Annotated in this window: 20 protein-coding genes; 7 read left to right on the forward strand and 13 right to left on the reverse strand. The window is 65.4% G+C overall.

Annotated features, from left to right (window positions below):
- Window positions 1-8: 8 nt before the first annotated feature.
- The gene (locus K426_RS04530) at window positions 9-935 is read right to left on the reverse strand and encodes a Gfo/Idh/MocA family protein (protein WP_066554297.1); all 927 of its coding nucleotides are present in this window, start codon (window positions 933-935) and stop codon (window positions 9-11) included.
- A gap of 4 nt (window positions 936-939) precedes the next feature.
- Window positions 940-1932 (reverse strand): AraD1 family protein, encoded by a 993-nt coding sequence (araD1, locus tag K426_RS04535; protein ID WP_066554298.1) that lies wholly within the window; start codon window positions 1930-1932, stop codon window positions 940-942.
- Window positions 1933-2181: 249 nt separating this feature from the next.
- Here araD1 and K426_RS04540 point away from each other — a divergent pair, with 249 nt between their 5' ends.
- Window positions 2182-2946 carry a FadR/GntR family transcriptional regulator gene (locus K426_RS04540; protein ID WP_237229947.1) on the forward strand — a complete coding sequence of 255 codons (765 nt, stop codon included), beginning with the start codon at window positions 2182-2184 and terminating at the stop codon, window positions 2944-2946.
- Between the two features lie 97 nt (window positions 2947-3043).
- Here K426_RS04540 and K426_RS04545 read toward each other — a convergent pair whose 3' ends face one another.
- A complete protein-coding gene (locus K426_RS04545) occupies window positions 3044-4348 on the reverse strand; it encodes a sugar MFS transporter (protein ID WP_066554299.1) in 1305 nt (434 codons plus the stop codon).
- A gap of 115 nt (window positions 4349-4463) precedes the next feature.
- Here K426_RS04545 and K426_RS04550 point away from each other — a divergent pair, with 115 nt between their 5' ends.
- Window positions 4464-5621, forward strand: a complete 1158-nt coding sequence (locus K426_RS04550) for an aldose epimerase family protein (RefSeq protein WP_066554301.1) — start codon at window positions 4464-4466, stop codon at window positions 5619-5621.
- 10 nt (window positions 5622-5631) lie between these two features.
- A complete protein-coding gene (locus K426_RS04555; RefSeq protein ID WP_066554304.1) occupies window positions 5632-6489 on the forward strand; it encodes an SMP-30/gluconolactonase/LRE family protein in 858 nt (285 codons plus the stop codon).
- 63 nt (window positions 6490-6552) lie between these two features.
- On the opposite strand, the gene K426_RS04560 is transcribed toward K426_RS04555, so the two are convergent.
- Both K426_RS04560 and K426_RS04565 read right to left on the reverse strand, forming a co-directional pair.
- A complete protein-coding gene (locus K426_RS04560) occupies window positions 6553-6858 on the reverse strand; it encodes a hypothetical protein (RefSeq protein WP_066554307.1) in 306 nt (101 codons plus the stop codon).
- A 64-nt stretch (window positions 6859-6922) separates the two neighbouring features.
- Window positions 6923-7912, reverse strand: a complete 990-nt coding sequence (locus K426_RS04565; RefSeq protein ID WP_066554310.1) for a LacI family DNA-binding transcriptional regulator — start codon at window positions 7910-7912, stop codon at window positions 6923-6925.
- A 703-nt stretch (window positions 7913-8615) separates the two neighbouring features.
- Between K426_RS04565 and K426_RS04570 the strand changes: the two genes are divergently transcribed.
- Window positions 8616-9557 (forward strand): IS110 family transposase, encoded by a 942-nt coding sequence (locus tag K426_RS04570; RefSeq protein ID WP_066554315.1) that lies wholly within the window; start codon window positions 8616-8618, stop codon window positions 9555-9557.
- A 14-nt stretch (window positions 9558-9571) separates the two neighbouring features.
- Here K426_RS04570 and K426_RS04575 read toward each other — a convergent pair whose 3' ends face one another.
- The 5 genes from K426_RS04575 to K426_RS04595 form a co-directional block, all read right to left on the reverse strand.
- On the reverse strand, window positions 9572-10894 hold the full coding sequence (locus tag K426_RS04575) for a sensor histidine kinase (RefSeq protein ID WP_269465590.1): 1323 nt from the start codon (window positions 10892-10894) through the stop codon (window positions 9572-9574).
- 114 nt (window positions 10895-11008) lie between these two features.
- On the reverse strand, window positions 11009-11707 hold the full coding sequence (locus K426_RS04580; protein ID WP_066554316.1) for a response regulator transcription factor: 699 nt from the start codon (window positions 11705-11707) through the stop codon (window positions 11009-11011).
- On the reverse strand, window positions 11704-12105 hold the full coding sequence (locus K426_RS04585; RefSeq protein ID WP_066554317.1) for a PDZ domain-containing protein: 402 nt from the start codon (window positions 12103-12105) through the stop codon (window positions 11704-11706). Before K426_RS04585 ends, K426_RS04580 begins: the two co-directional genes overlap by 4 nt.
- A gap of 73 nt (window positions 12106-12178) precedes the next feature.
- Window positions 12179-12463, reverse strand: coding sequence for a hypothetical protein (locus K426_RS04590; RefSeq protein WP_066554319.1), 285 nt, complete (start codon window positions 12461-12463; stop codon window positions 12179-12181).
- A 97-nt stretch (window positions 12464-12560) separates the two neighbouring features.
- Entirely contained in the window at window positions 12561-15890 is a 3330-nt protein-coding gene (locus K426_RS04595) for a glycosyltransferase (protein WP_066554325.1), read from the reverse strand.
- A 221-nt stretch (window positions 15891-16111) separates the two neighbouring features.
- On the opposite strand from K426_RS04595, the gene K426_RS04600 reads away from it, so the two are divergent.
- Both K426_RS04600 and K426_RS04605 read left to right on the forward strand, forming a co-directional pair.
- Window positions 16112-16291 (forward strand): hypothetical protein, encoded by a 180-nt coding sequence (locus K426_RS04600; RefSeq protein WP_066554327.1) that lies wholly within the window; start codon window positions 16112-16114, stop codon window positions 16289-16291.
- A gap of 103 nt (window positions 16292-16394) precedes the next feature.
- Window positions 16395-16988, forward strand: a complete 594-nt coding sequence (locus K426_RS04605) for a nitroreductase family protein (RefSeq protein WP_066554329.1) — start codon at window positions 16395-16397, stop codon at window positions 16986-16988.
- A gap of 125 nt (window positions 16989-17113) precedes the next feature.
- On the opposite strand, the gene K426_RS04610 is transcribed toward K426_RS04605, so the two are convergent.
- The 3 genes from K426_RS04610 to K426_RS04620 are packed head-to-tail and all read right to left on the reverse strand — an operon-like array spanning window position 17114 to window position 19581.
- On the reverse strand, window positions 17114-17848 hold the full coding sequence (locus tag K426_RS04610) for an anti-sigma factor family protein (RefSeq protein WP_066554337.1): 735 nt from the start codon (window positions 17846-17848) through the stop codon (window positions 17114-17116).
- On the reverse strand, window positions 17841-18362 hold the full coding sequence (locus K426_RS04615) for a sigma-70 family RNA polymerase sigma factor (protein WP_066561363.1): 522 nt from the start codon (window positions 18360-18362) through the stop codon (window positions 17841-17843). Before K426_RS04615 ends, K426_RS04610 begins: the two co-directional genes overlap by 8 nt.
- 10 nt (window positions 18363-18372) lie before the next feature.
- The gene (locus tag K426_RS04620; RefSeq protein WP_066561365.1) at window positions 18373-19581 is read right to left on the reverse strand and encodes a glycosyltransferase family 4 protein; all 1209 of its coding nucleotides are present in this window, start codon (window positions 19579-19581) and stop codon (window positions 18373-18375) included.
- Window positions 19582-19962: 381 nt separating this feature from the next.
- Between K426_RS04620 and K426_RS04625 the strand changes: the two genes are divergently transcribed.
- Complete coding sequence (locus K426_RS04625) at window positions 19963-20721, forward strand: virulence factor (protein ID WP_237229948.1); 759 nt, start codon at window positions 19963-19965, stop codon at window positions 20719-20721.
- The last annotated feature ends 2 nt before the right edge of the window (window positions 20722-20723 follow it).

The following is a 20723-nucleotide window of genomic DNA, read 5'->3' on the forward strand; positions in this document are numbered from 1 at the left end:
CCTTGAGATTAGTCGTAAAAGGCGTTGGTCGTTTCGCGCCGACCGCGCAGGAAGGCATCGGCAACCAGCCGCAGCGGGGCTGTGTCCACATCGCTCCGTCCGCCCCGAATCAGCGTGGCGAAGCGGCTGTAGAGGCCCGCATATTCGATATCCTCGCCATGCTCGGTGCCGCTGGGCAGCGACAGCACGGCGCCGCCTTGGCTCAGCTTCAGCATGCCTGCATCGGTTTCGACGATGATGTCCCAGCTTTGTGGGCCGGTCTGGCGCCAGTCGAGGTCCATGTGGATGTCCGCGCCCGCCGTGTCGCGAAAGACGATATCGGCGGCGATCGGCGCGGCGCGATTTTCGGGCAGCACCAGCGTCGCCTGCCTCAGAAAGAAGGGGCGCGGCAGGATATGGGTGACGATGGAGAGCGCATTGATCCCCGGATCGAATACGCCCAACCCGCCCGGTTCCCAGATCCATGCCTGCCCCGGATGCCAGACGCGCACATCCTCGCGCCAGACAATGGACACTTTTTCGATCTTCCGTTCGGCCAGCCATGCGCGAGCCGGAGCTACGCCCGCAGCAAAGCGCGAATGCCACGCCGCGAACAGGCTGACGCCAACCTTGTCCGCCTGTGCTTCGAGCGCGGCCACTTCGGCCAGCGTGGCGCCGGGCGGCTTTTCGAGGAACAGGTGGATGCCCCGCGCCAAGGCCTGCGACGCCAGCTCGTACCGAACCTGCGGCGGGGTGCAGAGCGCGATGGCGTCGACCGCCGGTCCCTCCGCCAGCAAAGCGTCGAGGCTGGCGAGATGCGGCACGCCGTCGAGCCCCGCATCCTGCGGGCTGACGGTCGCGGCGAGGCTGAAGGCACTGTTGCCCCGGATCGCGGGGACATGCTGGTCCCGCGCGATCTTGCCGATGCCGACGATAGCGATGCGGATCGGATCCATCGCCTTAGAGGACTTGGACCGTCACTTCGACCGGCGCGGCGCGCTTGAGCGGATTACGCACCGGCAGGGTGAAGGGCGCGGCGAGGATTTCGAACACATCGCCTTCCTGTGTCGCCACGCCGTCGGTGAAGGACAGGGTAGCCGTGCCGAAGAAATGGACATGCACATCACCGGGGCGGCGGAACAGCTCATATTTGAAATGATGATGTTCGAGGTTGCTCAGGCTGTGCGACATATTGCCCTCGCCCGAGAGGAAGGGCTTTTCCCAGATCGTTTCGCCATTGCGCAGGATGCGGCTGCTGCCCTCGATATGCTCCGGCGCGGGGCCGACCAGCAGTTCCGGGCCAAGCGACGCCTGACGCAATTTGGAGTGGGCAAGCCAGAGATAATTGTGCCGCTCGGTCACATGGTCGCTGAACTCATTGGCGAGCGCGAGGCCGAGGCGATAGGGTTGGCCATTAGGACCGATGATGTAGATGCCCGCGATTTCCGGCTCCTCGCCGCCATCCTGGGCGAAGGCGGGCATGGTCAGCGGATCGGTCGGGCCGACAAGCTGCGAACCGTCGCCCTTGTAGAACCATTCGGGTTGCTGACCGACGGCGCCGGGGGTGGGCTTGCCGCCTTCCAGACCTTCCAGGAACATGCGCATCGAATCGGTCTTGGTCTCGGCGGAGGCGGCCTCGCGGTGCATCTTGTCGCGGCCTTCGGCGGAACCGAGGTGCGTCAGGCCGGTCCCGGTCAGTTGCACATGCGCGGCGTCCTCATGGTCGATCGGCGCGAGCAGGCGGCCAGCCTCATATTCCGCGGCGATGTCGACGGCGTCGCCCTTGGCGGTGGCGGCGACGATTTCGGTCAGCGAAACGCCCTTGGCGATGGCGTCCAGCGCCAGGGCGCGGATGGTCTCAACACCGACAAGAAAATGCGCCGCATCGCCTTGGGCAGCGATGACGGAACGGGCACCGCTGTCGGCACGGTGCTGCAACAGGCGCAAAGTCATGAAAAAATCTCCTCCCGCGCGCCTCTGCCGGCGCTGGCTAAATTTCATCAAAAGGTCGAATTGTCAGTCATTTCATGCGCGCAAGATTGTCACGCGCCATCCCGCCTGCCCCGGCGGTTCGAAAGACGGGGCTTTATCCGTCCTGTGAATCTCCTTATTACTCCGACATATTACAGGAAGTCGGGGAAGGCAATGATTGTGTTTCGCCTTGCCCGATCGACTGCTAAGAAGGCGGTCGGAGGAGCAAGAATGGCTGATGAAAAGCGGCTCTTGAAGGGAGCTGGCGGGGGCGAAGCGGGTACAGCCAAGGAGGCTCGTGGGCCCGGCAGGCGGCTGCATGGCGCCATTGCGCACAAGTTGGGGACGGCGATCTTGTCCGGCCAATATGCGCCGGGCGACGTGCTCTCGGGCGAAGTCGCCTTTGCCGAGGAACTGGAAGTGTCGCGCAGCGCCTATCGCGAGGCGATTCAGGTGCTGACCGCCAAGGGGCTGGTGGAAAGCCGGCCCAAAGCGGGGACGCGGGTGTTGCCGCGCAACCGCTGGAACCTGCTCGATCCCGAAGTGCTGGCCTGGGCCTTTGCCGGTGAGCCGGATGTGCAGTTCGTCCGCGACCTGTTCGAATTGCGCGCCATTGTCGAACCGGCGGCGGCGCGGCTGGCGGCGACGCGGCGGACCAAGGATGACATCAGGCTGATGAAGGACGCGCTGGCCGCGATGCGCCGCCATACGCTGGCGACCGAGGCCGGGCGGGCGGCGGACCGCGATTTCCACAATGCGATATTGAACGCGACCGGCAATGATGCGCTGCAGACGCTGTCGGCCAGCATCGGCGCCGCGGTCAACTGGACGACCCAGTTCAAGCAACGCTCCCGCGCCCTGCCGCGCAATCCGATCCCCGACCATGTGCGCGTGTTCGACGCCATCGCGGCGGGCGACGCGGCGGCGGCGGCCGAGGCGATGGGGGTGCTGGTCGACCTCGCGCTGGAGGATACGGCGAGCGCGATGGCGCGGTGAAACAGGCCGCCATGCTTCTGCCGTCGCAGGAGCACGGAGCTTAAAAAAACCGGAGCAGGGTGTCCGCTCCGGCCTTTTCCATTGGCTCAAGACAGCTTCAAGCCAAATGCTGATCCGGCAGCGCGTGGGTCGGCTTCGACCCCCACAGCGCGTAGAACAGGATGTAAAGCTCGCACACCGCCGTCAGCAGGAAGCTGGTCTGCAACCCGAAATGGTCGGCCAGATACCCCTGCACCACCACCAGCGCGCCCCCGGCGATCGCCATGATCAACAGGCCCGATCCTTCTTCCGTCAGCGGCCCCAGCCCCTTGATGCCAAGGGTGAAGATCGTCGGGAACATGATCGAGTGGAACAGGCCCACCAGGATCAGCGACCACATGGCGACCGGCCCATGGGCAAAGACGGTGGTTATCATCACGATGAACGCGCCGATCGAGAAAGCCGCCAGCACCTTGCCCGCGTCGAAGCGCTGCATGATCGCGCTGCCGGCAAAGCGGCCGACCATCATCCCGCCCCAGAGGAAGGTCAGGTAACGGCCCGCCTGCTCATGGGTGAGGTTGGCGATGCTGGGCTGGCTGACGAAGTTCACGAACAGATTGGCAACGCCGATTTCCGCGATCAGATAGATGAAGATCGCGGGAATGCCGAACACCAGATTGCGATGCGACCAGAGCGAGAGACGCTTGCGTTCCTCCTTGGCAAGCCGCGAGGTGGAGGTGCCCATGTCGGGCAGCGGGAAGCGCGCGATCACCACGGCCAGCACGACCAGCACGACGGCCACCAGCGCATAGGGCAGGACCACGGACTGGGCGTCGGCCAGGCGTTCGGCCTGGGTCAGCACGATTTCGCCCTGCGCCGTGCCGCCCTTCGACCGGCCGAGGATCAGATAGGCGCCGAACATCGGAGCCAGCATGGTGCCCGCAGAGTTCATCGCCTGCACCAGATTGAGCCGCGAGGAGGCGGTTTCGGGCTTGCCGACCACCGCGACATAGGGGTTCGCCGCGACCTGGAGCAGCGTGATGCCGCTGGCGATGACGAACAGCATGACCAAAGTCACGCCATAGGAGGGGATGGACGCGGCCAGCATCATGCCCAGCGCGCCCGCCGCCATGATCAGCAGGCCCGTCACCATCGACCTCTTGTAACCGATCCGCTCGATCAGCTTGGCCGACGGGATGGAGGCGAAGAAATAAGCGATGAACCACACCGATTCGATCAGCGTCGTCTGGGTGTAGCTGAGTTCGAACACGCTGCGCAGATGCGGCAGCAGCGTGTTGTTGATGACGGTGATGAAGCCCCACATGAAGAAGAGGCTGGCGAGCAGCGTCAGGGCAGGGCCGTAGCGCGTGCCGGGATTATAGGCCGCGGTGGGCGCGGCTGCAGAGGAAACGGGTCCTGCCATTCATCCTTCTCCGGAAGTGTCGAAACGGAGCGCCGCCGGAACAGGGTTGCGTCCGATTATTATGTAGGAGTATATCCCCGTCCGCGGCGCGTCAATGGCGTCGGGGAGGAACTGCATGCGAAAGGCCTTTATGAAAAGATCAGTCTTGGCAACGTTGTCATACGGCAGCCTCCTCATGATGACAAGCACCGCGGCTCTTGCGGCGGAAGCGGGCCGCGCCCCCGCCGGCAAGCTGGCCGACGGCACCGCGATCGAGGCGATCACGCTCAAAAATGCGCAGGGCGTGTCGGCCACCATTCTGACCTATGGCGCGACGTTGCAGAAGCTGGCCGGGCCGGACCGCAGCGGGAAAGTGGCCGACGTGCTGCTGGGCTATGACGATCTGGCCGGCTATGTCGACCATCCCAATTATTTCGGCGTCACCGTGGGCCGTTATGCCAATCGCATCGCGGGCGGCAAGTTCACGCTGGACGGCAAGAGCTATCAGTTGCCGCTCAACGACAAGGTCAATTCACTGCACGGCGGCGGCAAGGGTTTCGACAAGCAGGCGTGGAAGGTCGTGTCGCTGAAAAGCGGGCCGACCGCCACGCTGGTCCTGTCGCTGACCAGCCCGGACGGCGATTCGGGCTATCCGGGGCAGCTCGACGCCACCGTCACCTATACGCTGGACGAGGCGGGCAATCTGGGCATCGCCTTCGACGCGAAGACCAGCAAGCCGACCATCGTCAACATGACCAACCACGCCATCTTCAATCTGGCGGGCGAAGGATCGGCGGATGGGGCGCTCGGCCATATGCTGACCATCCCGGCCAAGGCCTTCACCCCGGTCGACGCGAACCTGATCCCGACCGGCGAATTGCAGCCGGTGGAAGGAAGCGTATTCGATTTCCGCGCACCCCGCCGCGTGGCGGACGGCATTCGCGACGGCCGCGATGCGCAGATCGTCGCCGGGCGCGGCTATGACCATAATTTCGCGCTGGACAAGGGCGCGACCAAAACGCCCGGATTGGCGGCGCGGCTGGAAGACCCGGCTTCGGGCCGCGTGCTGGAGGTGCTGACCACGGAACCCGGCGTGCAATTCTACGCAGGCAATTTCCTCGACGGCACGCTGGTCGGCAAGCAGGGGCACCTTTACCGCATGGGCGACGGCATCGCGCTGGAGCCGCAGAAATTCCCGAACTCGCCCAACCAGCCGCAATTCCTGTCGGCGCGGGTCGACCCCGGCAAACCTTATCATCACCAGATGATCTATCGCCTGTCGGTCCAGCGCTGAGGGGCTGACCATGGCTGAATGGCGTAAGATCGAGCGCGAGGCGCGAGACACGCTGGGCGAAGGGACGCTGTGGTCCGCGCGGGAGAATGCGGTCTACTGGACCGATATTCTTGGCAAAGCGCTCAACCGGCTGTCGCTTGATGATGGCGCCATTCAGCGCTGGGCCATGCCCGAACCGCTCGGCTGGGTGGTCGAGCGAGCGGGCGGCGGCTTCATCGGCGGGTTCCAGAGCGGCTTTGCCCGGATCGCGCTCGATCCGCTGGCGATCACGCCCCTGGGCGACCCAGAGCCGCATCTGCCCGGCAGCCGCATGAATGACGGCAAGGCGGACGCCAGCGGCGCCATCTGGTGCGGCACCATGGATATGGCGGAAGAGCGGGATGTGGGGGCGCTTTACCGGCTCGATCCCGATGGGAACTGGGCGGTGATGGACAGCGGCTATCGCGTGCCCAATGGACCGGCTTTCTCGCCCTGCGGCCAGTGGCTCTACCATAGCGATACGGCCAGGCGGCAGATGTACCGCTTCGCCCGGACGGCCGAGGGTGGCTTGACCGATCGCCAGCCTTTCATCCGCTTTGCCGAAGAAGACGGCTATCCCGACGGCATGACCGTGGATGCGCAAGGGCATCTCTGGGTCGCGCATTGGGGCGGCGGACGGATCAGCCGCTTCACGCCCGAAGGGAAGCTGGACCGGTCGATCGCCCTACCCGCCAAGCAGGTGACGAACATCTGCTTCGCCGGGGAGAGGCTGGACCGGATGTTCGTCAGCTCGGCGGCGACCGGCTTGCCCGAGAGCGAATATGATGGGGCGTTTTTTGAGGTCTTCCCCCGCGTGCAGGGCCTGCCGACTTATCCATATGCGGGTTAGGTGCAGGCTGCTAGCGACCATTCATGGCCATTCGCTTCTTACGCTGCGCCGCCCGAAAGCGGCCTATCGGCTAGTAAATCGACGCCGGAGTTTTTCAGCGACTAAAACGGCCAGGACGGCAGGTAATCCGCCGACAAGACAGCCTATTGCAACCCAGAGTGCGAGCATGACAAGCATAACAGCGAACATGCCTAGATGCTCCCACGCCGACATTCTCCATGGCTGCATGAAGATCACGCCCAATACGTAGGAGAGCAAAAACGGTGAGCGGAAGCCGGGGCTGGGTTTTGACAGGATGCTTGCGCCAACAATCCACACGGCCGTAACGACCGCAGCGAGCGGAGTCAGCAGGAAGCCGGAGAAATCCATGGCCGTATTCTAGCGTCAGCTTTCTCTACTTTCCAGCATGTAAGCCGCCAGTCCGCCTTCCACCCTAAACCGGCGCCGGCCCAGAACTATCCCGCCGCACCAGAGTAAAGTCGAACTGCGGCGCATCTGCCGGGCCGCCTGCCAAGGCATCGATCACCGCGCTGCCCATCGCCTCCAGCGGCTGGCTGACGGTGGTGAGCGGCGGCCAGGCGGTGAGGCCGGCGGGCGTGTCGTCGAAACCGACGACCGACAGCTCTGCCGGCACGCGCAATTTCAGCCGATGCGCGACGGTCAGCGCGCCGAGCGCCATATCGTCATTGGTGGCGAAGATAGCGGTCGGGCGGTCGCTTCGGATCAGCAGATGCTCGCCTGCCTTGATCCCTGACTCGAAATCGAACGCGCCTTCCACGAACAATGCTTCATCCAGCGGCAGGTCCGCCGCGGCCAGACCGTCGCGAAAGCCCTCGACACGCTGCATGGCGGCCTTGTGGCTGGCGGGCGGGGTGATAACGCCGACGCGGCGATGGCCAAGGCCGATCAGATGATCCGCGATCATCCGCCCCCCCGCGCGTTCGGGCGTCGGGATGTTGAAGCTTTCCGCCATCACCGATCCGGCGATGCGGGCGCAGGGCAGCTTCAGTTCGGACAGGCGCTGGAGCAAGGGCGCGTCGTCGGACAGCGGCGGCACCAGGAAGACGCCATCGGGCCGCAGCGCTGCGACCAGCCGGTCGAGAATGGCGAACCGCTCCTCGCCCGCCAGCGGCATCGGTTCGACCACCAGATGATAGCCCAGATCCCGGCACCGGCTCGCCGCGCCCGACTGGATGCCGCTATTATAGGAGGGGGCCGGGTTGTTGTAGAGGAAGGCGATCATGAAGGAGCGGCCGCCCGCCAGCCGCCGCGCCGACTGGTTGGGCCGGTATCCGAGCTGGCGGATCGCGGCTGTCACCCGCTCCCGCAGCTCCTCGCTGACATTGGGCGCCTTGTTGACCACGCGGGACACGGTCTTGATCGATACGCCGGCCAGCGCCGCGACGTCATGGATGCTGGGCATCAGCGGCGATGCGGGGAGCGAAGGACGAGCATCCGCCGCTCTTGCCATGGAAGGCTGGGCAAGGAAACAACGTTTACCCGCGACAGCGCCCTGCCCGCTCCTCCTATTTCGTGCGGGAAGCGTAAATATCGCAGCATCCCAGAAAATGCTCGCGAGGCGCATGGAAAGAAAGGCCTTGATCGACCCTCGGCAAAAGGTTAGAGCGTTGAGACAACGTTGTCATACTCTCCAAGCAAGGCAACGGCTGTCATCCCGGGCGGCGGTCGGATGAACTGCACGCGTCAGGCCATCGTCCGGGATGCGCTTTTCTAGAGCAGAATCCGACCCGATTGCATCGGATCGGCTGCTCTAGACCTTTGTTTTGCCGCGTTTTCCGAGTCAGCAGATGATTGGCTTCGCCGAACTGCCGTTTCTATCTGCTTAGAAAACGCTCTAGTTCTTTGTTGTCGCATCGTTCTTGGCGCAAAACCGGTTCCCACTTTTGCGCTCGATGCTTGTCTTATGACATTGTTGTCCGTTTGGGTCAGGATGAGATGCCCGTTCCGGGGTGGCCACCCCGGAACGGGTGGAAGGGGACGGATCGCGCATCGATGCCGGTCGATCAGGGACCGGGTTAGAGTTGGATCGCCCCTTTCTTTTCCTTCAGGCCCGAACGGATACCGGGGCTTTGTGGCCCGGATGACAAGCATGGGACACGGAAAAGATGAGCAATGATCTACCACAAACCCTTGGCATCGACATCTCCAAAGCAACACTCGATTGCCATGCCCACCCTGCCTCAGCTGCCCGGCAGTTCCCCAATACCACCAAGGGCCACAAGGCGCTGATCGCATGGCTCGAACAATGGACAGTCGCGCAAATCGCCTATGAAGCAACGGGAACTTACCATCGTGCAATAGAACAGGCGCTCGCTCACATACCCTGCGTCAGGCTCAATCCCGAACGAGCCAGGCGCTTTGCTCAGGCCACCGGCACCCTCGCCAAGACCGACCGCATCGATGCCGCCCTGCTGGCCCGCATGGCAGCCACCGTGCAACCTCCCATCAGGCCAGCGCCATGTGCAAATCAGGTGCTGCTGGCCGAACTCATCAATGCCCGCGACGGACTAGTTCGGGATCGTACTGCACTCAAGAACCGAGATCAGAAACTCACCATTCCTTTCCTGAAGCGCCAGTGCAGGCAGCGCCTCGACCAGATCGCACGCCATATCGAAGCACTCGATGCTGAAATCGCCCAGATCATCGCTGCTGATCCGGCTCTGGTCCGCCGCCATAACATCCTCACCAGCATCGATGGCCTCGGAACGCTGACCGCCAATCAACTCATCGCCATCATGCCCGAACTCGGCAGCCTTGATAACAAACAGGCCGCATCACTCGCCGGTCTCGCTCCTGTCGCCAGACAGTCCGGCCAGTGGAAAGGCAAGAGCTTCATTCGAGGCGGCCGCGCAAACGTCCGCAAAGCCCTCTATATGCCTGCCCTCGTCGCTGCCCGCTTCAACCCCAATCTCAAGGCAAAATATCGACAACTCATCGCCGGCGGAAAACCACCAAAACTCGCCATCACTGCCGTCATGAGAAAGCTCATCGTCACCGCAAATGCCCTGCTCAAGGCAGATCGCATCTGGCGCAAATCACTCGCTTGACCATCACGGATACTCTATGGTCGCAGCAGGGTCAGCATGACCCGCAGGCCGGGGCCATTCTCCGCCAGCGTCACGCCGCCATGGTGCAGCCGCGCCACCGCTTCCACGAGCGACAGGCCCAACCCCGATCCGGGCTTGCCCCGCGCCGGGTCGAGCCGGCCGAAGCGTTTGAGCGCGGCGGCATGGCTTTCCGCCGGGATGCCGGGGCCGTTATCGGCCACGCAAATCAGCAAATGACCGTCCTCCAGCGCGGCGCTCAGGTCGATGCGGTCGCCGCCCTCCGCATAATGAAGCGCATTTTCGATGAGATTGGCGAGCGACTGGCTCACCAGTTCGCGATGGAGCGGAAAGACCAGCGATTCAGGCGCGGAAACGGTCAGCGCAAAGCCGCTATCCTCCACCAGCGGGCCATAGATTTCGCCCACGTCGCGCAGCAATTCCCCGACATGGGTGTCGCGCCGCTGATCGCCGCCAAAGCCCGCCTCGGTCCGGCTGATCAGCAGCGCCGTGGTCAGCATGGAGCGCAGCGTCTGCGCCTCATGATGCACCTTTTCCAACGCATCGAGCGCGATGTCGTCGCGCGTCTGGGCGCTGGCCTGTTCGACGACGGAGATCAGGCGCGTCACCGGCGACTTGAGGTCATGGGCCAACCCGTCGGTCATCATCCGGAGCTGCGTGACCAGCGTGTCGATCCGCTCCAGCATGGCGTTGATCGATGCCCCAAGCCGGTCGAAGGCGTCGCCGCTACCGTCTGTCGGCACCCGCCGGTCGAGCGCGCCCACCGCGACATCATTGGCGGTCTGCGCGATGTCGGACACTTGCCGCGCCAATATGCGGCCCAGCATGATGGCGATGCCCAGCGCCAGCACCAGGCTCATGATGAAGGCGACGCTCAGCGCCTCCTCATAGATGCGCGCCAGTTGCAGGCTGTTGGAAATGACCATGCCGGTCAGCAATTGCCCGCCGCCCTTCAGCTTCACGGGGATGACGCCGATCGGCTCCGGCTCGTCGCGGCCGATGCGGTAGAGCGATATGATCCGCCAGCGTCCGTCGGCGGACAGGCTGGCGGGCCAGGCGCCCAGATTGCCGCTGACCGGGCGCCCCGCCGCATCGGTCTGCAGCAGCACGGCGCGTTCCCCCTCCACACCGCGGAAGCGGCGCGCGATTTCGCTGCGCAGGGCCGCCGCGCCGCCGCTTCGATGGAGGGCGAGCAGGTCGTCGCGGGTATCCTCCACCGCCTGCTGGTCGGCGGCGACGACGGTGCGCTGGCTCGCCTGCTGGACGAACAGCAGCACGCCGCCCGTCACCAGGAACTGGCAGAGGAAGGCCAGGCCCACGAACCGCCCGATGGTCGAGCGGGCAAAGGCGAACCAGCGGCGGGAGGGGAGGTTTTTAGCGATTGCTCCTTGGGCTCCTAGCCATGACGTAACACTAATGGCAAACGATCCGCCCTAATTCTCCGGCCCCAGCCGATACCCCATGCCGCGCACCGTATGCAGCAGCGGCCTGGAACCACCGGCCTCGCCGCCTTCGTCCAGCTTGCGGCGCAGGCGGCTGACATGCACGTCGATGACGTTCGTACCCGGATCGAAATGATAATCCCACACCCCTTCCAGCAGCATGGTGCGCGTCACCACCTGATCGGGATGGCGCAGGAAGAATTCCAGCAGGCGGAACTCGCGCGGTTGCAGGTCGATGGTGCGCGATCCCCGCTTCACCCGGCGGGAGAGCAGGTCCATCTCCAGATCCTCATGGCGCAAATTGGTGACGACCGCGCTGCCGCTGCCACCCCGGCGCAGCAGCAACTGCACGCGGGCCAGTAACTCGGCAAAGGCGAAGGGTTTCACCAGATAATCGTCGGCGCCGTTGGTCAACCCTTCCACCCGGTCCTCCGGCGTGCCAAGCGCGGACAGGATGATGACCGGCGTCTCGATCCCCGCGGCGCGCAGCGCCTTCAGCATCGCCATGCCGTCCATCGCCGGCATCATCCGGTCGAGGATGATCGCGCCATAGCTGCCGTCGCTCGCCAGGAACAGGCCGTCGCGGCCATTGTCCGCCTGGTCGACGGTGAAGCCCGCCTCGCTCATGCCCTTGGCGACATAGGCGGCGGTGGCGGCGTCATCCTCCACCACCAATATCTTGTGGCTCATCGTCCCCCTTCCGGCCGGTCCAGCATCACCACGCGCATGTGATCCGCATGTTTCAGCCCCAACGCTATCCGTGGCTGGGGATGGTGTAACAGATAGGCGCTGGCCTGATCCAGCGAACTGATCGGCGTGCCGTTCAGGCTGACCACGCCGTCCCCGACGCTGATGCCCAGCCGTGCCGCCTGGCCATCGGTTTCCATGCTGGTGACGATGACGCCGGGATGACCGTCCGTCAGGGTCACGCCGGGCAGGGCGCGGGCCTTGGCCGCGGCCGCTTCGAAATGGCCGTCCGTGGCGCGGCGCAGGTGCAGGAAGAAGGCGCCGCTCATCAGCAGCGCGCACAGGGCAAGCCCGGCCAGCAGCAATCCGGTGGCGTTCCTGTCGATCGAGCGCTTTGCCATCCGCCTCACTCCCCCGTCTCGCAAGGGCCGGGGAAGGATGTCGGGAGTCCATCCTTCCCCGGATGTGCTGACGTCAGGACGATTTCGGCGCGGGCCTGGCCTTCATGGCGTGATGGGCGGCATGGGTCATGTGATGCGGCCGGTGATGCGCTGCCATCTTGCGATGATGGGAGATTTTGCGATGGGACGGGCGCATGGCGGCGTGGTGCATCATGTCGTGCGATGAGCCCATGCATTCGTCCGTCACGCTTTTCGAGCAGGGCGGATAGGATTTGGGCGCGCTGGGGGCAGGCTGTGCCATGGCGCCCGTGCCCAGGCCCAGCCCCAGGGCGACGAGAGGGAAGATCAGATATTTCATGGATCGTCTCCTTCACTTTCCGGCGGCATGACATCTGCCTTTCTGCCGCCGGATGAAGGATGATGCTCATGGGGAGCCAAGTCATGTTAAGCTTTGTTCATGCCCCGGACGGAACGGGCGCGACGGCGACCCGCCCGGTCCGCTCCAGCTTACCCCAGCCCACGACCCAGCCGCCAATGGCCGAGGCGATGGCCCGCACCACCACCCAATACATGATCTGGCGATAGACGAAGCGCTGCGCGACCAGCAGATGCGGCGGATAACCCACGTCGCGATTGTCGAGCGCATAGGCGACCCAGCCGCAGAGCACGTCGATGCTGGTGAAGGCCAGCCAGTAAAGCCCCATGGTCCACACGTCGTTGCTGGTCTGCGCCCAGCCATGCTGATGCACCCGGACGATGGTGCCGATGATCGAGGTGACGAGCGCCAGATCGATGAGGGGAGAGATGGCGGCGAACAATATCTGGAACAGCCAGGCTTGCGGCAAACCGACCAGAGCAAGCCCCGTGGGCCGCCGATCGCGCAGGATGCGGCGATGCTTCCACAGGCATTGCAGCGTGCCGAACGCCCAGCGATAGCGTTGCTTGGCGAGCGTCCTGAAGCTTTCGGGCGCTTCGGTCCAGGCGACGGCTTCGGGATCGTAGGTGACGCGCCAGCCTGCGCGCTGGATCGCGATGGTCAGATCCTGATCCTCCGCCAGCGTATTTTCGGGATAGCCGCCCACCGCGTCCAGCGCCGCCCGCCGCCACGCGCCGACCGCGCCCGGCACGACCGTCATGGCGTCGAATCCGGCCAGGGCGCGGCGCTCCAGATTCTGCGCGGTGATATATTCGACCGCCTGCCAGCGGGTGACGAGGTTGACCCGATTGCCGACCCGCGCATCGCCCGCGACAGCGCCGATGGCCGGATCAGCGAACCAGCGGGCAAGGCGGGTTATGGTCCACGGCTCGAACTGGGTATCGGCGTCGAGGGCGATGACGATCTCGCCCGTGGCCTCGCGCAAGGCCCGGTTGAGCGCCGCCGCCTTGCCGCCATTGGGGAGCGTCAGCAGCGTCACGCGGGGATCGCCGGCAAAGGCCTGCGCGACGATGGCGCTGGTCGCATCCTTCGATCCATCGTCCGCGACGATCAGTTGCAGCGCCGGATAGTCGCTGGCCAGCACGCGGCGGACCGAGGTTTCGATGACCCGCGCCTCATTATAGGCGGGGATGATGACCGAAACGGTCGGCTGATATTCCGGCGGCACAGGCCGTCCCCGCCGCGCCTGGAACCAGGCGAGCAGCGTCATCAGCACCGCCCGCGCCAGCCCCAGCGAGATCGCGACATAGAAAATCCAGCCAAGCAGCGCGGAAAGCGCCGCCAGAACCACGAACACGGCGACATCCACGCGCACCGCCAGCAGGTCGCTGGCCTTGACCAGCGGCATGGCGGCCTGCGCGGGAAGCCCGGCAAGCTGCGACACCGGCACGAAGCGATAACCCTCCGCCCTCAACTGCGCGATGATCCGGGGCAGCGCCTCCACCGTCTGCGACCGTTCGCCGCCGCCATCGTGCAGCAGGATGACATTTTCCGATCGGTCGGCGCTGTTCGAATGCACCTGATCGATCACCTGCCGCACGATCGCGTCGGTCCCGGGGCGCTGCCAGTCATTGGGATCGACGTGCAGGCCGACCACCGTATAACCCAGCTTCTGCGCCGCCAGCGCCGGTTCCAGTTCGTCCGCCGTGGTCGGCTCCGCATCCCCGAAATAGGGGGCGCGGAACAGCCGCATGCTGTGCCCGGTATAGGCCTGCACCAGCCGCTGCGTGGCGTTGAGCTGCAACCGGGTCGGCTCCTCGGACCAGGTGGCGAGGTTGGGGTGGTCGTAGGTGTGGTTGCCGATCTCATCCCCGTCCGCGACGATCCGTTGCAGCAGCCCCGGATGTTCCAGCGCATTTTCCCCGATCACGAAGAAGGTCGCGGGCGTATGCATCTGCTCCAGCACTTTCAGGATTTTCGGCGTCCAGTCCGCATCCGGCCCGTCGTCGAAGGTCAGCGCCAGCATCTTCGGATGCTGCGCGCCGGTGCGCTGTACCTGATAGGGCGTTGGCAGCGCATCATAGTTTTCATGCTCGATCGCCCCCTGCGGCCCGAAGGCGACGGCGCGATGGCCCTCCGTCGGCGTGGCGGTGATCCGCAATATCTCGCCCGCCCCCTCGACATCGGTGCTGAGCATACTCGTTACGATACTCAGGTTCGGGCGGCCGCCATTGCGCCAGGCGGTCAGGTCCGCCCAGATGCCGGGGTCTTCGCTGCCCAGCCGCCACAAGGCGACGCTCTGGATGCCGAGGCGCTTCAGCACCAGCAGTTCGTTCCAGCTCGCGGCGGCGTCCAGCATCCAGATCTGGTGGCGCTGCCCCGCCTCGTCATAGGCGAAGCCCGCATTGCCGCTGGCCGCGTCGTAAAGCGGGCGCGCATCGCTGTCATGCGCGGCGAGCCAGGCTTCGTCCAGCGATAGCGCATCGGCGGTGCTGCGGCCTTCGGCGCCATGCCAGTCATAGGCATAGCTGCCGAGCGCGACGATGATGTGATTGGCGCCGATCTCGTGCAAGGCGATCTCCGCCTGCCGCGCGAACCAGCCCTGCGCGGCGATCGGACCGGGCTCGCCGCCCTGCCAATGCTGGTCGTAATCCATCAGGATCACCCGGTCGGCCACGGCGGCGAAGCGGGCGAGCGGCCAGCCTTCCTCGCCGGCGGGCACGGTCAGCGCGATTTTCGTGCCATGGGGCATGGCGGCGCGCAGCATGTGGAGGAAGCGCAGATAGCCGGGCATGGCGCTGCCCGGCAGCGATTCGAAGTCCATGACCATGCCGGCCTCATGGCGGCGCGCGACATAAGCGCCGAGCTGCCGGGCGAGCGCCTGCGCGGCGGCGGGATCGCGCAGCAGTTGCGCCGCGCCCGCGCCGTCCCAGCTTTCCTTGCCGATATTCTGCACCATCGGCAGCACCTTGGGCGGACGGGGCATGGCGGCGATCATGCGGTCGAACGCCGGATCGGTCGCGACATGGATCGGCTTGCCGGGGCCGGGCACGGCGATCAGCGCGGGCACCACCCAGTCGAGCTGTCCGACATGGCGGCGCAGCGACGCAATGCTGCTTTCTTCGCCGGGAACGTAGAAGCCGACATTCAGCGGCCGGGCCTGGACCTGATGCTTGCCCCAATGCGGCAGCCATTTGGCGATGTCCCGGCGCAGGGTGGAGATGCCCGACAGGCGCGCCGCATGGGGCTGAGGAAGCGGCAGGGCGAGATCGCGCTCCGACGGCACGGCGACCAGCGTGGTGGCAAAGGCGATGGCGGCGAGCAGGATCGAAAGCAATCCGCCCGCCAGCAGGCGCCGCGCCCAAAGCCCCCTGCGGCCGGTGGGATCGAAGAAGATCGGTCTGCTCATGGTTCGCGCTGTCGCCCTGTTTTAGGGGTCCGCCTTTACGCGCCAGGCCTTGCCGGGCCGATGAGCCGTTCATGAAATATTGGTCATGATCGGGAGTGGGGGAGGATTTTATGTCCGCCCAATCAAGCTTTTCTACCCCCTCGATCAGCAAAGCTTGAAAGACAAATCTCTACCTGCAAACTAGATAAGAAGCCGTCTCGATTCGGCAGGGGAGAGGACAGATGGAATGGCGCTCGGCAATCGGTCGGCATTGGGGTCGCTGGAGCGACGCCATGAAGCGTGAATTGCTGCGGGAGCCGGACCGCGTCCTGATCGATCGCGGGCCTGACGCCGTCGCGCTCATGCAGGACAACGCCAGCGATAGGGCGGAGATTTTGGAACCGTCGCTCGATCTGCGGTGAAAATGCTCTAACGGGCTTGTCCTTCCCGACTCCGCTTCCGATATCGCGGCCATCGTCCGGACGGCTTTCGCGCCGCTCCATCCATGGATTTCAGGGAGATATTATGTCAGCCACCGCCCGCGCCGTGACCCGCGCCGTCGAACCGCTTTTCCTTGACCGCTGGTCGCCGCGCGCCTTCGATTCCTCCGTGATCCCGCAGGAGGATCTGGACACCATCTTCGACGCCACCCGTTGGGCGCCCTCCGCCTTCAACTATCAGCCCTGGCGCCTGCTCTACGCCACCCGCGACAGCGCCGACTGGAACCGCTTTCTGGGCGTGCTGCTGCCCTTCAACCAGAGCTGGGTGCAGAATGCCTCGGCGCTGGTCTACATCCTGTCCGACACGCTGATCGCCGCGCCGGGTTCGGAAGAGGCCAAGCCCTCGCACAGCCACAGCTTCGACGCGGGCGCGGCCTGGGCGCTGCTGGCGTTGCAGGCGACGCGGCTCGGCTATCACAGCCACGCCATGACCGGCGTCGATTTCGACAAGGCGCGGGTGGAACTGGGCGTGCCCGACCGTTTCCGCATCGAAGCCGCCGTCGCGATCGGCCGCATCGCGGACAAGGCGATCCTGCCCGAAGCGCTCCAGTCACGCGAAGCGCCGAGCGGCCGCAAGGATATCGCGGAGTTCGTCACGGCGGGCAATTTCCCGGCGTAAGGCGGGATAGAGTCGCTTAAATCTTATTTGCACACCGTGCTCCTGCGAAGGCAGGAGCCCAGTTCCAACGTCTGATCTGGGTTCCCGCCTCCGCAGGAACGCGGTGCTGCATGAAGCCCCCCCCCTCAAATCCGCGCCAGCGCCTCCGCCGTCGCGTCCATCGTCCCCGGCTCCTGATCGCCGGTCAGGGCGTAGGACATGTCGCCGCGCCGCCAATAGGCCACCGATTGCCTGCCCTCCCGCACCGCATCGGGATGTTCGGGCGCGGCGGTTTTTTCATGCACGGCGAAGATCGTCATCCTGTGCCCCGCATCGGTGCGCACCGCCATCAGCAGCGCGGGAGCCTTGTCGGTCGGGAATAGCTGGACGTCGGTGACATGCCAGTCGTCGGGCAGTTGCGGCATGGCGATGCGGGTGTTGAGCGCGACTTCCCGCGCATCGAAGCGGGGCGCTTCGATCTGCGAATTCATGTCGGCGCGCAGCATCGCGATCCGGTGCGAGGCGACCGCATAGCTGACATAGGCAGGCGGGCGTTCGAAGCCCACCATCCACACGGCAAAGGCCGCCGCCAGCCCCGATGTCGCCAGGCCCATCGGCATCATCCGGCGCCAGCGGCTTTTCGGCGGGTGCGCCAATCGTTCGGCCATTTCCGCCAGACCGGCAGGCACCGGCCGGCCGTCCTGCGTCAGCATGCAAAGCCCGCTGCGGACGCTGAGGTCGCCCATGACCCGGGCGGCAAGGTCGGGCTGATGCGAGAGATGGGTTTCGACGACGAAGCGCCGCTCCACATCCAGCTCGCCGTCGACATAGGCGTCAATCTCCTGATCGGTAATTTTCAGATCGGTTGGGCGATCAGTCATCGCTTCCTCCTATCAGCCGGAGGCCAGCTCCACCCGGCTGCCCCTGTTCCCTTTCTCTCAATGCCGCGCGCGCCCGCGCCAGCCGCGACATCACCGTGCCCACCGGCACGCCCAGGGTTTCCGCCGCCTGCTGGTAGCTGAAACCCTCTATCGCCGTCAGGTGCAGCACGGCGCGATGATGTTCGGACAAGGCGGCAAACTGCCGCGCAATCTGGACCAGCCGGGCATGTTCCTCCTGCCCCGGCTCCAGCCGGTCGACCAGCGTTTCGGCAAAGCGGCTGTTGCGCCGCGCCTCCGCCGCCTCGCGCCGCTTGGCGGAGAAGAAGACATTATGGACGATCGCGAGCAGCCAGCGGCGGCGGTTGCGGTCGGGCTGGAACGTCTCCTGCCGCTCGATGGCGCGGACGAGGGCGTCCTGCACCACATCGTCGGCCTCCTGATCGTCGCGGGTCAGCGACCGGGCATAGCGCCGCATCGCGGCCAGATCGTCCCTGATGTCTGAACCGTCGTCCATCATCCTGCTGTCATGCCGCCCAGGCCGCCGGGGTGGCAAGCGGCATGTGCAACGCCTCGGCATAGCTGCGCGCCACATCCTCCAGCACATCGTCCCAGGTGAAGCGCGCCGCCGCCTCGGCCGCCGCAGTGCCCAGCGCGGCGCGGCGATGCGGCTGGCGGACCAAACCGGCAACCGCCGCCGCATAGGCTCCGACATCCTTGGGCGGCACCAGCAGGCCGGTGCGCCCTTCGGTTATCAGGGCCGACGCGCTGGGCACATTGGCGGAGACGATGGCGAGGCCCGATGCCATCGCCTCCAGATTGACGTTGCCGAAGGCTTCCGTGACCGAGGGGTTGATGAGGATGTCGGCGCTGGCGACGGCGCGGCCCAAAGCCTCGCCCGACAAATGGCCCATGAAGGTGGCGTTGGGCAGCCGTTCGGCCAGCCAGCCCCGCGCCGGTCCCTCCCCGACGATCAAGGGCCGGACGGCCAGCCCCTGCGCCCGGACGGCGTCGATGGTTTCGGCAAAGATGCGCAGACCCTTTTCCAGCACCAGCCGGCCGAAGAACAGCGGCACCATATCCTCCGCATCATAGCCGAGGCTGGACCGCAAAGCCTGATCGCGCAGCGCCGGGCGGAAACAGGTGGGGTCGATGCCGCGCCCCCACAGGGCGACGCGCCCGGTTCCGAGCCGGGCCTCCATGTCCCGCGCGATCGGCCAGGTGGGACAGAGAATCCGGTCGCAATCGCCATAGAAGCGGTCGAGATAGCGCTCCACCGGCCCGCGCAGGAAGGACAGGCGGTAATAGTCGAGATAGGTTTCGAAGCGGGTGTGCAGGCTGGCGACCACCGGAATGCCTTGTGCGCGGGCATGTTTCTGCGCCTGCCGCCCCAGCAGGTCGGGGGCCGAGAGATGGACGATGTCGGGCGCGAACGCCTCAAAATCCTGCCGGGTGGCGGGAGGGAAACCCAGCGCGACGCGATATTCGGGACGGCCGGGAATGCTGATCGATCGGACGGAGCGCACATCGCCCACCGACTCGAACGCCTTGCGCGGCGCGGTGGGCGAATAGATGCGCACCTGCGCCCGCACGCGATGCAGCAGATAGGCGACCAGCCGGTTGAGCGCCTGATTGGCGCCATCGCGCACGCAATCATAATTGCCGGAAAACAGCGCGACACGCAGCGGACGGCCCAGCGCGCCCGTCAGCGCGAGGCGGGATTCGGGAAGGCGCATATGGTCGGCGCGAAGGTCGGCGGCGTTGTTCATGCCCGGTATACGCGGGGCGGGGGCGGTCTATTCCCTCCGGATGCGGGGCGTTTACAGGAAAATGACCGACGCTAGGCCGTAAACTCATGAATGTCGCGTTCGAGGCGCCAAAATGGCGAACATATCGGGCCGAAATGCGCGCCGCGAAGGTTGGACACCTTTGCAAGCGCATTTTGGTTCGAGATGGAAGCCATTTTGGCGTCCTGCGGATTTGACCAAAAAGGCCCATCCCGGCGTCGAGAGGGCTTGAAATATCGACATATTCCTGCGCCCTCTCTCCTTGTGCTGGGCCTTTTTGCCTCAAACCTCGAGCGCGACATTAATGAGTTTACGGCCTAGATTGAAGATGTGACTCGGCTCCGACCTCGCTTCATTCTGGCGCTCGCATTCCTGGCGGCGCTGCTCGCGGGCGCTGCCGCCTATTGCCGCTATCTCGGCTATCCGAACGGACGGGTCTTCACCGTCGTTCCGGCTACGACACCAGGGGAGGGCGGCACCGTAGCGGTCTTCTTCTCCGGCGATATGGGGTTCAATGCGGGCATGGGGCCAGTGATCGCCGGTCATATGGCGCAGGGCGGTCTGCCGGTGCTGGGCTTCAATTCTCTGACCGCCTTCGCCCGCCGCCAATCGCCGGAGGAAAGCGGCAAGCTGGTGGAGCAGGCGGCCCGCCGCGCCCTGGCCCTGCCCGGCGCGCGCAGGCTGGTGCTGGCCGGGCAATCCTTCGGCGCGAACATGCTGCTCGCCGGGCTGGAACGCCTGCCGCCTTCGCTGCGCGCCCGGATAGCCATGGTCGCGCTGATCGTGCCCGCCGACACCATGCTGTTCCGCGCAACGCCGGGCGGGGTGTTCGACTTTGGCGACGACGGCCCGGCCGCGCCCGCCGCCCATGCGCTCGACTGGGCGCCGGTGATCTGCATCCACGGTCTGGCGGAGAGCGGCAGCCTCTGCCCCGGCTGGCGCCAGTCCAATGTCCGCATCATCGGCTTGCCCGGCGGCCATTTCCTGCGCGACGACAGCGCGCTGGTGGCGGCAACCCTGCTCCGCGCCCTGCCAACCGCCCCGAACATTGCCAAAAGTTCAGACAGAGCAGAGCCTCCCGCAATCTGAAA

This window comes from Sphingobium sp. TKS, assembly GCF_001563265.1.
Classification (GTDB): domain Bacteria; phylum Pseudomonadota; class Alphaproteobacteria; order Sphingomonadales; family Sphingomonadaceae; genus Sphingobium.

Coding starts and splice junctions, on each gene's coding strand:
- K426_RS04530 (WP_066554297.1), bottom strand. CDS start 935: ATGGATCCGATCCGCATCGCTATCGTCGGCATCGGCAAGATCGCGCGG.
- araD1 (WP_066554298.1), bottom strand. CDS start 1,932: ATGACTTTGCGCCTGTTGCAGCACCGTGCCGACAGCGGTGCCCGTTCC.
- K426_RS04540 (WP_237229947.1), top strand. CDS start 2,182: ATGGCTGATGAAAAGCGGCTCTTGAAGGGAGCTGGCGGGGGCGAAGCG.
- K426_RS04545 (WP_066554299.1), bottom strand. CDS start 4,348: ATGGCAGGACCCGTTTCCTCTGCAGCCGCGCCCACCGCGGCCTATAAT.
- K426_RS04550 (WP_066554301.1), top strand. CDS start 4,464: ATGCGAAAGGCCTTTATGAAAAGATCAGTCTTGGCAACGTTGTCATAC.
- K426_RS04555 (WP_066554304.1), top strand. CDS start 5,632: ATGGCTGAATGGCGTAAGATCGAGCGCGAGGCGCGAGACACGCTGGGC.
- K426_RS04560 (WP_066554307.1), bottom strand. CDS start 6,858: ATGGATTTCTCCGGCTTCCTGCTGACTCCGCTCGCTGCGGTCGTTACG.
- K426_RS04565 (WP_066554310.1), bottom strand. CDS start 7,912: ATGCCCAGCATCCATGACGTCGCGGCGCTGGCCGGCGTATCGATCAAG.
- K426_RS04570 (WP_066554315.1), top strand. CDS start 8,616: ATGAGCAATGATCTACCACAAACCCTTGGCATCGACATCTCCAAAGCA.
- K426_RS04580 (WP_066554316.1), bottom strand. CDS start 11,707: ATGAGCCACAAGATATTGGTGGTGGAGGATGACGCCGCCACCGCCGCC.
- K426_RS04585 (WP_066554317.1), bottom strand. CDS start 12,105: ATGGCAAAGCGCTCGATCGACAGGAACGCCACCGGATTGCTGCTGGCC.
- K426_RS04590 (WP_066554319.1), bottom strand. CDS start 12,463: ATGAAATATCTGATCTTCCCTCTCGTCGCCCTGGGGCTGGGCCTGGGC.
- K426_RS04595 (WP_066554325.1), bottom strand. CDS start 15,890: ATGAGCAGACCGATCTTCTTCGATCCCACCGGCCGCAGGGGGCTTTGG.
- K426_RS04600 (WP_066554327.1), top strand. CDS start 16,112: ATGGAATGGCGCTCGGCAATCGGTCGGCATTGGGGTCGCTGGAGCGAC.
- K426_RS04605 (WP_066554329.1), top strand. CDS start 16,395: ATGTCAGCCACCGCCCGCGCCGTGACCCGCGCCGTCGAACCGCTTTTC.
- K426_RS04610 (WP_066554337.1), bottom strand. CDS start 17,848: ATGACTGATCGCCCAACCGATCTGAAAATTACCGATCAGGAGATTGAC.
- K426_RS04615 (WP_066561363.1), bottom strand. CDS start 18,362: ATGGACGACGGTTCAGACATCAGGGACGATCTGGCCGCGATGCGGCGC.
- K426_RS04620 (WP_066561365.1), bottom strand. CDS start 19,581: ATGCGCCTTCCCGAATCCCGCCTCGCGCTGACGGGCGCGCTGGGCCGT.